Annotated in this window: 12 protein-coding genes; 5 read left to right on the forward strand and 7 right to left on the reverse strand. The window is 71.0% G+C overall.

Annotation, left to right across the window (positions count from 1 at the left end):
• The first annotated feature begins 6 nt into the window (after positions 1-6).
• On the forward strand, positions 7-207 hold the full coding sequence (locus tag HHX35_RS06465) for a hypothetical protein (protein ID WP_030507699.1): 201 nt from the start codon (positions 7-9) through the stop codon (positions 205-207).
• A gap of 41 nt (positions 208-248) precedes the next feature.
• Positions 249-1757, forward strand: coding sequence for a flotillin family protein (locus HHX35_RS06470; RefSeq protein WP_139573811.1), 1509 nt, complete (start codon positions 249-251; stop codon positions 1755-1757).
• 95 nt (positions 1758-1852) lie between these two features.
• Here HHX35_RS06470 and HHX35_RS06475 read toward each other — a convergent pair whose 3' ends face one another.
• From HHX35_RS06475 to HHX35_RS06500, 6 genes are all read right to left on the reverse strand, one after another.
• Entirely contained in the window at positions 1853-3385 is a 1533-nt protein-coding gene (locus HHX35_RS06475; RefSeq protein WP_220505095.1) for an MDR family MFS transporter, read from the reverse strand.
• 173 nt (positions 3386-3558) lie between these two features.
• Complete coding sequence (locus tag HHX35_RS06480) at positions 3559-4218, reverse strand: response regulator transcription factor (protein ID WP_139573813.1); 660 nt, start codon at positions 4216-4218, stop codon at positions 3559-3561.
• Positions 4206-5489 (reverse strand): sensor histidine kinase, encoded by a 1284-nt coding sequence (locus HHX35_RS06485; protein WP_182897975.1) that lies wholly within the window; start codon positions 5487-5489, stop codon positions 4206-4208. The genes HHX35_RS06480 and HHX35_RS06485 overlap by 13 nt, the downstream gene beginning before the upstream one ends.
• 54 nt (positions 5490-5543) lie before the next feature.
• On the reverse strand, positions 5544-6473 hold the full coding sequence (locus HHX35_RS06490; protein WP_182897976.1) for a CPBP family intramembrane glutamic endopeptidase: 930 nt from the start codon (positions 6471-6473) through the stop codon (positions 5544-5546).
• A gap of 210 nt (positions 6474-6683) precedes the next feature.
• The gene (locus HHX35_RS06495) at positions 6684-8762 is read right to left on the reverse strand and encodes a glycosyltransferase (RefSeq protein WP_182897977.1); all 2079 of its coding nucleotides are present in this window, start codon (positions 8760-8762) and stop codon (positions 6684-6686) included.
• Positions 8763-8829: 67 nt separating this feature from the next.
• Positions 8830-9735, reverse strand: coding sequence for a LysR family transcriptional regulator (locus HHX35_RS06500; RefSeq protein WP_182897978.1), 906 nt, complete (start codon positions 9733-9735; stop codon positions 8830-8832).
• Positions 9736-9851: 116 nt separating this feature from the next.
• On the opposite strand from HHX35_RS06500, the gene HHX35_RS06505 reads away from it, so the two are divergent.
• Positions 9852-10253, forward strand: coding sequence for a carboxymuconolactone decarboxylase family protein (locus HHX35_RS06505; protein WP_182897979.1), 402 nt, complete (start codon positions 9852-9854; stop codon positions 10251-10253).
• A 7-nt stretch (positions 10254-10260) separates the two neighbouring features.
• Here HHX35_RS06505 and wecB read toward each other — a convergent pair whose 3' ends face one another.
• Positions 10261-11388, reverse strand: a complete 1128-nt coding sequence (wecB, locus tag HHX35_RS06510) for a non-hydrolyzing UDP-N-acetylglucosamine 2-epimerase (protein WP_182897980.1) — start codon at positions 11386-11388, stop codon at positions 10261-10263.
• 62 nt (positions 11389-11450) lie between these two features.
• Between wecB and HHX35_RS06515 the strand changes: the two genes are divergently transcribed.
• Both HHX35_RS06515 and HHX35_RS06520 read left to right on the forward strand, forming a co-directional pair.
• Entirely contained in the window at positions 11451-13118 is a 1668-nt protein-coding gene (locus tag HHX35_RS06515) for a glycosyltransferase family 4 protein (protein WP_182897981.1), read from the forward strand.
• 110 nt (positions 13119-13228) lie between these two features.
• On the forward strand, positions 13229-14491 hold the full coding sequence (locus HHX35_RS06520) for a nucleotide sugar dehydrogenase (RefSeq protein ID WP_139573820.1): 1263 nt from the start codon (positions 13229-13231) through the stop codon (positions 14489-14491).
• Positions 14492-14500 lie beyond the last annotated feature (9 nt).

Consider the following 14500-nt stretch of genomic DNA (forward strand, 5'->3'; position numbering starts at 1 on the left):
ACGCGGGTGGTCGGCAGACAGGGCAGGGTCACGGGCAGGATCGGCCCCGGCCTTGTCGGCGAGGTGATGGTGCCCATCCGCGGGGGTGTCGAGGCGTTCTACGCCTATCCGAGCATTCCGGACGAGGAGATCCCGGTGGGGTCCATCGTCGTCGTCGTTGAGTATTCGCCCCCGCGCACCGTCTACGTCGCTCGCGCGGTCGTCTGACTCGCTCCCTCCTCCCTTCCCCCCACTACGCGGAGGCTCCCATGTCACCGGAGATCCTGGTCGTGGTCGGTGTGGCCGTCGTCGCCGTCATCGTCCTCATCCTCCTGTTCAAGGCCATCTGGCGGGTGGCCGAGCCCAACGAGGCGCTGATCATCTCGGGTCTCGGCGCCCACACGAAGAACGAGCTGGCCGACAGCCTCGGCTTCAAGATCGTGACCGGCAAGGGCACCGCCGTGCTGCCCGGCTTCCAGACCGCCCGGCGGCTGCGGCTCGACAGCCGGGCCACGAACCTGCAGGTCAACTGTGTGACCCAGCAGGGCATCCCGGTCCAGGTGCGCGGCGTGATCATCTACAAGGTGGGCGACGACTTCACCAGCATCGCGAACGCCGCCCGGCGCTTCCTCGACCAGCAGGACTCGATGAACGGCGCCATCCACGAGCTGTTCACCGGCCACCTGCGCTCGATCATCGGCAACCTGACCGTCGAGGACCTCATCCTCAACCGCGAGCGGCTCACCAGTGAGACCCGCAGCTCCGCGGCCGACGAGATGAGCAAGCTCGGCCTGGTGGTCGACTCGCTGCAGATCCAGGAGATCGAGGACGAGACCGGCTACATCACGAACCTGGGCAAGCCGCACGCCGCGAAGATCGCCGCGGCGGCCCGCATCGCCGAGGCGCAGCGCGACCAGGAGGCCACCGAGGCCGAGCAGGTCGCGGCCGCCAAGAAGGCCTCCGCCATCCGCGAGTCGCAGATCCAGCAGGCCGGCTACCAGGCGGAGGTGGACCAGGCGGCGGCCAAGGCCCGGCAGGCCGGCCCGCTGTCGGAGGCCACCGCGCGCCAGGAGGTCGTCGTCCAGGAGACCAGGGCCGCGGAGCTGGAGGCCCAGCTCGCCGAGCAGCGGCTGCAGTCGCAGGTTCGCAAGCCCGCCGACGCCAAGGCGTACGAGACCGTCACGCTGTCCCAGGCCGAGCGTGACGCACGCATCGCCCAGGCCGAGGCGGAGGCCAGGGAGACCGAGCTGCGCGCCACCGCTCAGGCGTCCCAGGTCAAGCAGGCGGCCGCGGCCGACGCCGAGTCGGTGCGGGTGCGCGGCGAGGCCGCCGCGGCGGCGACCAAGGCGACCGGTCTGGGCGAGGCGGAGGCCGCCAAGGCGCGGGGTCTCGCGGAGGCCGAGGCGGCCAAGGCCAAGGGTCTGGCCGAGGCTGAGGCGGCCAAGGCCAAGGGCCTGGCCGAGGCCGAGGCGATCAGGGCCCGTTCCGAGGCGCTGCGGGAGAACCAGGAGGCCGTCATCGCCCAGCAGCTCGCCGAGAACTGGCCGCAGATCGTGGAGGCCGGCTCCAAGGCGTTCGGCAACGTCGACCACATGGTGGTGCTCAACGGCGCCCAGGGCATCGAGGAGATGCTGGCGAAGGCGCTCACGCTGGGCGGCACCGGCCTCGGCCTGGCCCGCTCCCTGCTGGCCGGCGGCACCCCCGCGGCGGCCAAGGACGGCGCGAGCGTCAACGGCGCCGAGCCCCCCACGAAGAACGCCATCGACGCCGCCTCCTGACGGCCCGCGCGTTCGTCCCCGTCATCCCGACGGGGACGAACGTCTGTGCGGAAGTGTCCGTCAACGACCCCTCCGGCGACGGGGGAGGTGGGCGGTCAGTCGAAGGTCAGCTCGGTCGTACGGCGGGGCATGAGCAGCAGTGCGGCGACGCTGAGCACGGCCACGACGACGAGCGCGATGAAGATGTGGTGGACCGCGTCGTACAGCGCGCCCCGGACGAAGGACGCGGTGGCCGACTGGGCCGCCGCGCCCTGGGCCTTCAGCACCAGGCTGGTGGCGTCGAGGCTGTTCGGCAGCCGTCCCGCGACGTCGGCGGGCGGGTGGGCGAACCGGTCCGACAGCGTCGCGTTGGAGATGGCGCCGAGCACCGCGGCACCGACGGTGCTGCCGATCGAGCGGCAGAACATGTTGGTCGCGGTGACCACGCCGCGGCGTTCCCAGCCGACGACCGACTGCACGGCGACCATCGTGGGGCTGGCCGACAGCCCGAGGCCGACGCCGACGACGAAACAGGCGGCCGCGACCTGCCAGATCATCGCGTTCTGCCCGAGCAGCGCGGACAGCACGGTGCCGGCCACCACCACGACGATGCCGATCAGCGCGGTGTCGCGGAATCCGATGCGCATGTAGAAACGGCCGGAGAACGTCGCGGCGAGGGGCCAGCCGACGGTGAGCGCGGCCAGGGCGAAGCCCGCCACCAGCGCGCCGGTGCCCAGCACGCCCTGCGCGTACGTCGGGACGTACGAGGTGAGCCCGATGGTGAGGGCGCCGATGCCGAGGGAGGTCAGGTTGCCGCCGGTCAGCGTGCGGCGGCGGAACACCCACAGAGGCAGCACCGGCTCGGCCGCGCGGCGCTCCACGAGCACGAAGGCGGCGATCAGCAGGAGGCCCGCCGCGAAGATCAGCAGGCTGGGCGCCGAGTTCCAGTCCCAGGCGACGCCGCCCTCCAGCAGGCCGAGGATGAGCAGCGAGGAGCCGCCGGTGAGCAGCACGGCGCCCGTGTAGTCGATCCGGTGGGAGCCCCGCTGCACCTGCTCCTTGAAGCGCCGGGCCAGCATCCAGGCGGCCACCGCGCCGAGCGGCAGGTTGATGAAGAAGATCCAGCGCCAGGAGACGTACTCGGAGAACACGCCGCCGAGCGTCGGGCCGACCACCGCGGAGATGCCCCACACGCTGGCGAGGTAGCCCTGGACGCGGGCCCGCTCCTCGACCGTGTACAGGTCGCCGGCCATCGTCATGCTGATCGGCTGCACCGCCCCGGCGCCGATGCCCTGGATCGCGCGGAAGGCGATCAGCGCGGGCATGCTCCAGGCCACCCCGCACAGCACCGACCCGAGCAGGAACGCCCCGATGCCGAAGAACATCACCGGCTTGCGCCCGAACACGTCGGCGAGCTTGCCGTAGATGGGCACGGTCACGGCCTGCGTGAGCAGGTAGATCGAGAACAGCCAGGGAAACTGGGAGAACCCGCCGAGGTCGGTGACGACGGACGGCACCGCGGTGGCGATGATCGTGCTGTCCAGCGCCACCAGAGCGGTGCAGAGCATGATGGCGGCGAGTACCGGACCGCGCTCCGACCGTAGCCCGATGCCTTTCGATGCCGTCGTCGTGGTCGACTTCGTGGTCACGTGAGAGGCTCCCCTGTCCGGCGTGCACGTACACGGGACCCGCCCGCCCGAAGGCTGGAGGGTCCCGGAACAGGGCAACTATCGCAAACCGCCCGGCATTCCTTTCCTGCCGTGGCGAGGCAGGATCACGGACCGGTGGGCGAGCTCCGCGCGACCGCCCGTCTTCCACGGCGTCAGCCGCGGCGCTGGGTCTCTTCCAGGTAGCGCAGGACGGCCGTGACCCTCCGGTCCGCCCGGTCGGTGGGCGCCAGGTCGAGTTTGGCGAAGATGCTGCGGATGTGCTTGTGCACGGCGCCTTCGCTGATGAACAGCCGTTCGGAGACGGCGGTGTTGCCCAGCCCCTCGGCCATCAGGGCGAGCACGTCGCGTTCCCGGGCCGTCAGCCGCTCCAGCCCGCTGTCGGAGCGGGTGCGGGTGAGCAACTGTGCGACGACCTCGGGGTCGATGGCCGTGCCTCCGGCGGCCACCCGGTGCAGGGCGTCGAGGAACTCGCCGACGCGGCCGACTCTCTCCTTGAGCAGATATCCGAGCCGATCGGTTCCGGCGGCGAGCAGTTCGGTGGCGAACGCCTGCTCGACGTAGGCGGACAGCACGAGCACCGCCAGGCCGGGCTGACGGCGCCTGGCCTCCACGGCCGCGGCGATGCCCTCGGTGGTGTGGGTCGGAGGCATCCGGACGTCGACGATGGCCACGTCGGGCCGATGGGCGTCGACGGCCGTCAGGAAGGTGTCCGGGGAGTCGGTCGTGGCCACCACGTCCAGGGACTCCGCGCGCAGCAGCAGCGCGACCCCTTCACGCAGCAGCGGGTCGTCCTCGGCTATCACGATCCGCACGGCAACTCCACGTCGAGGGTGGTCGGCCCACCAGGTGGGCTGGTCAGGGTGAGACGCCCGTCGTGCGCCTCGATCCGGCTACGCATGCCGGTGAGCCCGGAGCCGTGCCGTTCGTCCGCGCCGCCGACGCCGTCATCCTCGATCCGCAGGGACAACAGGCCGCCCTCACGCCGTACGGTCACCGTGGCGTTCCTGGCCCGGCTGTGCCTGGAGATGTTGGTGAGCGCCTCGGCGCTCACGAAGTAGGCGGTGGCCTCGATGGAGGCGGCGCACCTGCCGAGCGCGTCGACGTCGACCCGGCAGGGCACCCCGCAGTTCGCCGCTAGCCCGGCGAGCGCGTCGGCGAGCCCCCGGTCGGCCAGCACGGGCGGCAGGATGCTGCGGACGACCGTCCGGAGCTCGGCCAGTGCCTGCTCGGCGGTCTCCTGGGCGCGTTCGAGCATGTCCTCCGCGCCCGGCCGGTTCTGGGCCAGCGCGCGGCGGGCCGCGCCGAGCAGCACGGTGACGGCGACCAGCCGGTTCTGCGCCCCGTCGTGCAGTGAGCGTTCGATCCGCCGCAACTCCGCGGCGTGGGCGTCCAGCGCCGCCGCGCGGGTGGCCGACAACTGTGCGACGCGCAGGGACAGGTCCATGTCCGCGGTGGGCGCCAGGAGCCGGCGTCCCGGCCACGCCTGCAACCGGGCCATTCCCGTCCCGAGGACCAGGAAGCAGACGGCCAGTCCCACGCCGAGGAGCGCGACCGCCCAGGCGTCGGCGTCGTCGTGCACGTCCCAGAACACCAGGGTCGGGGCGGGGTCCTCCACGGGCAGCGCCCGCCACCACAGCGGGTACGTGATGTCCTGCACGGCGTCCACCACCAGGGTCACCGCCGCCAGGCCGAGGAACAGGCCCAGCGTGCCGTGCACGAGGAACCAGTACAGCTCCCGCCGGACGGCCGGATCGGCGAGAGCGGCGCGTACGCCGGCCGGCGCGGGCCCCAGGCCGACGATCTCCGGCCCCCAGCGGGACAACCGGCCGCGCTCCCGCTCGGCGACGGACCGTACGACACGCGGCACGGTGGGTGCCAGGAGCAGGCCCAGGCCGATGACACTGGTGAGCCCGACCAGGACGAGCCACAACAGACCGGCGAACGCCAGCAGCGCGGTGCCGAGACCGCCGACGAGGTGTTCGAGGGCGTCGAAGACGCCACGGGCGCGCGCGGCGACACCCCTCCGGCCGCCTCGCCGGCTGTCCGGCCGGTCATCGGCCGGCTTCCGCTGGCGCGCCGCCATGATGCACACCCCCTCGGGCCCACGAGCTTAGATCATCGTTTTCGTAGCGGTCGTTCAGCGCTGCGAGGCGAGCTTCGGCGCGGGTTCCTCGACCGGACGGTAGCCGAGGCGGCCGCGGGTCGCGGCGAGCACCAGGACCGCCGCCGTGGTGGCCGCGAGCAGGGTGACGTGGCTCGCCTGCTCGGGGGAGGCGATCGACGGGAACATCTCCCCGTACGGGAGCGACATGAAGTTGTTGACGCTCACGTGCAGCAGCATGACCAGCGGAAGGCTCTGACCGGTCCGGTTGAACATCCAGGTGACGACCACGCTGAAGGCGCAGCAGAAGGCGACGAACTCGCCGACTCTCATCATCGTGACGTCCGGCCACCCACCCCACTCGCTCAGGAACAGCGGCAGATGCCAGACACCCCACAGCAGGCCGAGGACGGCGGTGGCGCCCAGCGGGCCGAACCTGCGCTGCATGCGGGGCAGGGCGAAGTCACGCCAGCCGGGTTCCTCGGCGAGACCGGTGGTGACCATCTGGATCAGCAGGCTGGGCACGTAGGCGACCAGCACCGCGACGGGCGGCATGTGGATGTCTTCGCCGGAGAGCGCGAAACCGGTGACGATGATGGCGGCGGGGACGCCGAGGACGGCCACGAGATACCAGACCCAGCCGACCCGCCACTTGGTCATCCTCCGCAGCCACCGGCGGACGCCTTCCTTGCCGTCCGCGACCCTGGTCACGATGTACGCGGCGAAGATGGGGCCGAGATAGGCGCCGGGCAGCACCCCGGCGATCTGCGTGCTGCCGAGGAACCGGGGGAAGGTGAAATCCCAGACCGCCAGGCCGGTCGCCGAGAGGATGTAGGGCACCCAGGCGACCCAGCTCATCAGGTTGGCCAGGACGAAGAAGCTGATCAGTGGATGGTTGCGGATGAAGCCCCGGATTCCGGTCTCGCTCGTGTGGTGCCCGGCCTCCGGCCGGCTGTCGACTGCCATTTCACTCTCTCCTGTGGGAGCGCTCGACTGACAGTGATCAGCACACCAGCCGCGGGCCCTCCCGGTCGCTCCCGCGTGCTGCCCAATGGAGGTACAGCCAGGGGTACCGAGCGGAGAACGAGCAGGTCGAAGTGGGGCCCAGAGCAAGCCGGAGGAGGCCGCCCATGGTCGTGACGAGCCCTGGACGGCCTCCTCCCACAGGAGCACGGGTCAGATGAGCACGTGCGGCTCGGGGTTGCCGGCGAAGCAGAACTGGGCATTGCGGGTCAGCTTGTAGTCCGCCGCCTGCCAGGTGTGGGCGGTGGCGTCCGAGCCGCGCATGTAGATGAAGTTGTACCGGTCGGCCGAGTAGATCCGGACGCCCTCCTCCTTGCAGCGCCGCACGAGCCGGGTGTCCTCGCCCGCGTTGACCGCCTCGAACGGGAACGCCCGCAGCAGGTCGGTCCTGGCCAGGATCGTCGCCCCCTGGATGAGGTGGGCGTAGCGGTGCTCCAGCCCGGGCAGGCGGAAGATCGTGACGTCCTGGTCGGGGAAGTACGTGTAGTGGGCGCCCTTGCCGACCATCTCGGCGTCGGCGTAGTCGAAGGCGCGGACCAGGTCCGACAGGTAGTGCTCGCCGTAGATGTTGTCGTCGTCCATCTTGGAGATCAGCTCGCCCTCGGCATGGGCGATGCCGTGGTTGAGCACCTCGCCGAGGGTCCAGGACGGGTCGGCGGTCAGCACCTTGACGGCCGGGATGCCCGCCGCGAGGGCCTTGTCGCGCACGACCGCCGGGTCCTCCGACAGACCGTGCATGACCAGCACGAGCTCCAGGTTGCGGTGCCGCTGCCGCGCCACCTGGCTGATCGCGTGTTCGAGCTGGCCGGCCCGGTTGGTCGGCAGCACCACGGAGATCGACCGCGACCGCGGGACGACCGGCAGGCCGAGGTCGGTGAGGATCTGGTCGACCCGGTGGGAGAACAGGTGCTTGTCGAACACCTCGCGCATCGCCAGGTGGCCCTGGCGCGCCCGCAGCTCGGGGCTGTTGATCAGGTAGATCGCCCGGTTGTACGCCTCCTCCTGCGAGTGCGCGACCGGGATGAGCGGGCCGAACGTCTCCTCGATGGCCCGCGACCACCCCGACAGCACCGTGGTCGAGCAGGCCGACAGCTCGAAGACCCGGCGCGCGCACATCGTCGGCGAGTCGATCACCGAGTTCACGTTCAGGAAGACCTTGTACATCTTGTACGCGGCCAGCATCTGCTCGTACGGCAGCTCGCCGACGATGTGGGGGCGGTACTCCTCCGGCCAGGCGTACTTGTCGGCCACCGAGGCGTTCCTGGCGTAGATGTGCAGGCCGAGCGGGCGCACGGGCGCGAGGATCGTCTCCATCTGCTCGCGCCGCTCGGGGTGCTTGTCGCGGAAGTACATCCCCGCGAAGACCACGTCGTACGGCCGGCCCTGCTTGGTCTGGATCGGGTTGTGGATCCGGGGCTGGGCGGCGAACTGCAGCACGCCGACACGGTCATGACCCAGCATCTCGCGATATTTCGGGATCATGTCGCCGTCGCACGTGTACACGTAGTCGAACAGCTTGGCCGTGTCGATGAAGAAGTCGAAGTTGGGCGGGTCCTCCTTGTTCCAGAAGACCGTGGGGATGCCCTCCTCGCGGCACCAGGCGATCAGGTCGCGCAGCTCCTGCTTCGGCGCGTTGGTCCCGGTCATCTGGTAGCGCCAGCGGCCCTGGTTGCCGTGCCAGGCCGACTCGCAGAACAGCATCTCGGGGCGCTTCTCGGCGAAGACCTCGCGCCAGTCCTGCAGCCCGAACTCGATCTGGTCCCACTCGTACTTGAACGCCATGCGGGAGAAGTCGTCGAGGATCACCGCGACCCGCAGGTCCGGCCGTACGATCGGGCCGTCCGGCCACTTGAGGCCCGGGATCTTGACCTCGGGGCCCCGCGCCTCGGCGGCGGCGGCGACCTCGATGGCGGAGGGCGGCGCCTTCGGCGCCTTCTTGCCGTCCTTCATCGCCTTGCTGAGGTCGCGGGGCAGCCGGACGATCTTCTTGGGCTTCGACGCGTTCGTCAGCACCTGCGCGACCCGGTAGGGCTTCTGGGTCTGGGTGGCCTGGAGCCTCCAGAGGGCGTAGTCCGCACGGGCCTCCTGGTAGGCGAGCCGGTTCTCCAGGTCGCGGATCCGCTGCTCGTACTGCTCGACGTGCTTGCGCTCCTCGGGCAGCCAGTTCACCGGCCCCAGCCGCTGGAAACGCGGGCCTTCCGAGGCCTCAGGAGTCTCGTCGGTCTCAGCCATGCCTCTCCCCCTTACGGACAAGCCATCGTAAAGGGGCTGCAGAGACCTTTGTGCCGATATAGGGGATTCAATCGACCGAGCCGGCGGGATCGCTCGTGGCGAGGGTGGTCAGCACCGAGCGGAAGCGTTCGACGAGGGGATTCCTGTCGTTCGCCCGCCAGACCATGTGGAGGGTCGTGGAGGTGCCCTCCAGAGGGCGGGCGCGGACACCGACGCGACGGAGCGCGCGGTGGGAGTCCGACATCACGGCCGCGCCGAAACCGGCGGCGACCAGGGCCAGCACCGTCTGCACGCTCCGGCCCTCCGCGCCGATACGGGGTGTCACGCCGGCGTGATCGCACAATGCGATGATCTCGTCGTAGGAGTGCGGGGAGACCTCTCGCGGCCACACGACGAGCGGCACCTGGCCGAGCGCGGTCAGGGGCGCGGCGCCGGCCCCGTACGCCAGCGGATGCGCCGCGGGCAGGAACAGGCTGAGCGGCTCGCGCCACCAGGAGCGCGCCACCAGACGCGGGTCACGAGTGGGCAGGCGCTGGACGGCGATGTCGAAGCGGCCGTCCAGGACGCCGCCGGACATCTCGGCGTCGTTGAAGCTCTCCACCAGGCTCAGCTCGACGCGGGGCATCTCCCGGCGCAACCGGCCGAGCGCGCCGCCCAGCGGGCCGTTGATCCCGGAGCCGGCGAACGTCACCGTCAGCCGTCCGGCCAGCCCCTCGGCCGCCAGCCGGACGTCGTCCAGCGCGGCCCGCGCCTCGGCCAGGACCGTGGTGGCCCGGGCGACCAGCGCACGGCCCGCCGACGTCGGGACCATCCCCCTGCCCTCGCGTTCGAACAGCGGCGTCCCGAGCCGCCGTTCCAGCTCGTGCACCTGACGGCTGAGCGTCGGCTGCGTCAGGTGCAGGCGCCGCGCCGCCGCGCTGATGCTTCCCTCCTCGCAGATCGCCACCACGTACTCGAGCAGTCTCAGGTTCATCCATACCTCCGGGGCATAGGAGATGCAGATTCCCACGCCTGCCGGGCGGGAGAGAAGGCGGGAGGGGCGAGGCTGGTCGCAGCCGGAGAGGCTTCCGTCAAGCAGAAGGAGAACCCATGGACCGCGAAGAGCGCTACGCGTACGGCCTCAAGGTGCTGAACGAGGTCGACGGCGAGGCCGGGCAGCGCGTCGTGGCGTCCCTCGCCGACGTCTCGCCCGAGCTCGGTCACCAGGTGGTGGCGTGGGCGTTCGGCGACATGTACGCCCGCCCCGAGCTGTCACCGCGGGACCGGCAGCTCGTCACCCTCGGCGTCCTGACGGCCCTCGGGGGCTGCGAGATCGAGCTCGACGTGCACCTCAACGCCGCGCTGAACGTGGGCCTCACCGCCACCGAGATCGCCGAGGCACTCCTGCACTCGGCGGTCTACGCGGGAATGCCGAGGGCGGTCAACGCCACGCTGGTGGCGAAGAAGGTCTTCGCCGAGCGCGGCCTTCCCCCCGTCCAGAACCTGTCGTGAGAACTGGCTAGCGCAGGGCGCCCTTGGCGGCGGGGGAGAGGCTGTCGCCGCGGAGCCAGGCTTCGATGACGCGGGCGATCCGCGGCCCGGCCGCGCCGTCCCACAGCGGCGGCAGCTCGCCGCTCGGTGTGGCCGCGCCGTCCGCGAGCGCCTTGGACGCCGCGGCGGGGAGCGAGGCGGGGGTGACGAGCCGGTTGGTGCCGTGGGTCACGGTGATCGGCCGCTCGGTGTTGGGCCGGACGGTCAGGCAGGGGACGCCCAGCATGGTCGTCTCCTCCTGGACGCCGCCGGAGTCGGTCACCACCAGGGCGGCACCCCTGACCAGGGACAGGAAGTCCACGTAACCGAGCGGGTCCACGATCTTCAGATGGGGCCGGTCCACGAGGCCGGCGTCCGCCAGCCGCTGCCGGCCGCGGGGGTGCAGGGGGACGACGACCGGCACCTGCTCGGCCACCCCGAGCACGGCGTCGACCAGCTCGCGGGCCGCCTCCGGGTCGTCCACGTTCGCCGGGCGGTGCAGCGTGGCCACCGCGTACCTGCCGTCGATGCCCAGGCGCTCCTGGACGGGCGCCGGGTCGAGCTTCGGCAGCGCGGCGAACAGGCTGTCGATCATCGGGTTGCCGACGAGGTGCACCTTCGCCGGGTCCACGCCCTCGTTGGACAGGTGCGACAGCGCCTCGGGCGAGGTGGCGAACAGCAGGTCCGACAGCGCGTCGGTGACGACCCGGTTGACCTCCTCAGGCATCTGCCGGTCGAAGGAACGCAGGCCCGCCTCGACGTGCGCGGTCGGCACGTGCAGCTTGGCGCAGACGAGGATCGCCGCGAGCGTCGAGTTCACGTCGCCGTACACCACCACGAGCGCCGGGCGGTGTTCGAGCACGACGTCCTCCAGCCCCGTGAGCAGGGCGGCCGTCTGCCGGGCGTGGGTCCCGCTGCCGACGCCGAGGTTCGCGATCGGCTCGGGCAGCCCCAGATCGGCGAAGAACACGTCCGACATCAGCGCGTCGTAGTGCTGACCGGTGTGGATGATGCCCTGCCGGATTCCGAGTTCGGCCAACCCCCCGACGACCGGGGCCGCCTTGACGAAGTTGGGCCGGGCGCCCAGTACGTGCAGGACGAGGGGGTTGTCTCTCATCTACCTCGCCTTTCGTCTTCTCTCCGAGCTGGGACAAACGTTGCCTATGGTACGGTCGCGCCGTGGAAACCGAGGCCAACAAGCCCGCAAAGGCCGTGTCCGCCGCGTCCGCGAAGGCCGGCCTCGGCGGCTTCCTCCGGGGGTTCGCGAGGAACCCGGTCCTCGTCTCCCGGATCTTCGTGAGCAAGGTCAAGTCCGACCCGATGCGGGTCGCCCAGGCCGCCGCCGACGCGATACCCCCCGGGATGCGCCCGGTCGTCGGCCGCGTCGCCTGGCCCGCGGCCCGGTTCGTCAAGGTCAGGACCCGCAAGATCCTGCAGCGCGCGGCCAAGGGCCCGCTGCGGGACGCCAAGGCCAACTTCGACGCCGGCCGGATGTCCGACGCGGTCGGGGTGCTCCAGCCGCACGCCCGATGGCCGTTCGTCCGCCGGAGGATGGCCTACTACGAGGGCGAGAAGGCCGCGCTCGGACCGAACCCGATCCCGCCCAAGCCGAAGATCATCATGGGTGAGCGGGTGCCCGGCCGGGTGCTGCACATGGTCACCAACGCCCTGCCGTACACGCAGGCGGGTTACACCGTCCGCACCCACCGCATCGTGACCGCCCAGAAGGCGGCCGGGCTCGACCCCCACGTGGTGACGAGCTGGGGCTGGCCCATGCTCCAGGGGCACACCGACGCCGAGCCGTACGAGGAGATCGACGGCATTCCCTATTACCGGCTGCTGCCCAAGGACGAGGTGCCGTTCGAGAGCCAGGGGCGGATGATCCGCGGTGCCGCGGACGTCTCCGAGCTGGTCAGGACCCTCCGCCCGCAGGTCCTGCACGCGGCGACCGACCACCGCAACGGCTCGGTCGCGCTCGCCGTGCGCGAGCGGACGAACACCCCCTTCGTGTACGAGGTGCGCGGCTTCCTGGAGGAGACCTGGGTCTCCCGCGACCCCGCCAGGATCGGCAGCGAGCGGCACAGACTGCAGCGTGAGCGCGAGGCGCAGATCATGCGCGAGGCCGACGCGGTCGTGACGCTCGCCGAGACGATGGCCGCCGAGATCGTGGAGCGCGGCGTGCCCAGGGAGCGCATCTTCCTCGCGCCCAACGCCGTGGACGACTCGCTGCTGACGGCCGACTACGACGGCGAGGCGTTCCGCGACCGGTTCGGGATCGGCCGGGACGAGATCGTCGTGGGCTCGGTGTCGAGCATCGTCGCCTACGAGGGCTTCGCCACGCTGTTGAACGCCGCCGCGCTGCTGCGCGACGCCGGAACGCCGGTGAAGGTCCTGCTGGTCGGAGACGGGGCCGAGCGGCCCGCGCTGCTCGAACAGGTCGAACGGCTCGGCCTGAAGGAGGCGATCCTGCCCGGCCGGGTGGGCCCGGACGAGGCGTTGCAGGCACAGGCGGCCATCGACATCTTCGTCTGCCCGCGTGAGGACCTGCGGGTGTGCCGCCTCGTCACCCCGCTGAAGCCCGTCGAGGCGATGGCGCTCGGCAAGCCGGTCGTGCTGAGCGACCTGCCCGCGCTCTCGGAACTCGTCGGCGGCGAGGGCGCAGGTCTGCTGGTGCCGCCCGGCGATCCGGCCGCGCTGGCCAAGGCGCTCGCCGCGCTGCGCGAGGATCCCGAGCGCCGCCGGGTCATGGGCGAGGCCGGTAAGGCCGAGGTCGCCGCCCACCGGACCTGGAGCAGCCTGGCCCGCACGTACCAAGGGATCTACCAGTCCTTGACCGAAAGCCGATAAACAGCAGAAAGTCGGATGTGTTGCATCAGGCATGCTTGGTTCCGAGTTGAGATAACCTTTGCCACCATGAAGTGTTGTTTCCGCCCCCAGGTTCCCCCCAAGGCCTCGTCGTGACAGCCTTCGATCTCACGATCATCGGGCTGGGATACGTGGGCATGCCGCTGGCCAAGGAGGCCACGGCGGCGGGCCTGCGGGTGGCTGGTCTGGACGTCGACCCCCGCAAGGTCGACGCCCTGAACGCCGGCCGCTCCTACATCGACGACCTGACCGACGCCGACCTCGACGCGATGCTCACCGGCGGCTTCACGGCCACGCTGGACGCGTCCGTGCTGTCGAGGTCGCGCACGATCGTCATCTGCGTCCCGACGCCGCTGGACGAGGACCACCGTCCGGACCTGTCGGCCGTCGAAGGCGCCACCCGGACCGTCGCAGAGCACCTCCAGGCGGGCACTCTCGTCGTGCTGGAGTCCACCACGTGGCCCGGCACCACGGACGAGCTGGCGCGGCCGATCCTGGAGCAGTCCGGCCTGGTGGCCGGCGAGGACTTCCACCTGGCGTTCTCGCCGGAGCGGATCGACCCGGGCAACCCCAAGTTCGGCCTGCGCAACACCCCCAAGGTCGTCGGCGGCTTCACCCCCGCCTGCAAGGAGCGGGCCGCGGCCTTCTACGCGCAGTTCGTCGAGCGGGTCGTGCCGGTCAGCGGCACCCGCGAGGCGGAGATGGCCAAGCTGCTGGAGAACACCTACCGGCACGTCAACATCGCCCTCGTCAACGAGATGGCGATCTTCTGCGACGAGCTCGGCGTGAACCTCTGGGAGGCCATCGAGGCGGCCTCCACCAAGCCCTTCGGCTTCCAGAAGTTCCTGCCGGGCCCCGGCGTCGGCGGGCACTGCATCCCCGTCGACCCGTCGTACCTGTCGTACACGGTGCGCAAGCTCGGCTATCCCTTCCGGTTCGTGGAACTGGCCCAGGAGATCAACGAGCGGATGCCGTCGTACGTGGTGGCCCGCGTGCAGCGGCTGCTCAACCGGGCCCGCAAGGCCGTGAACGGCTCGCGCGTGCTGCTCCTCGGCGTGACGTACAAGCCGGACATCGCCGACGAGCGGGAGACACCGGCCATCCCCGTGGCCGAGGCACTCCTGGAACTGGGCGCCGAGCTGTCCTTCTGCGACCCATACGTGAAGGAGTGGGCGGTCGAGGGCAGGCAGATCCCCCGCGAGGAGGACCTGGCCGAGGCCGTGGCCGCCGCCGACGTGGTGGTCCTGCTCCAGCAGCATTCGGCCTTCGACCTCGGCGTCGTGGAGGAGCGAGCCCCTCTCGTCCTGGACACTCGCGGCGTGCTGGCCACGAGCGAACGCGTCGAGCGGTTGTAGGAAGGGTTT

Origin of the sequence: Microbispora sp. H10830 (assembly GCF_014161375.1) — a bacterium.
Classification (GTDB): domain Bacteria; phylum Actinomycetota; class Actinomycetes; order Streptosporangiales; family Streptosporangiaceae; genus Microbispora; species Microbispora catharanthi.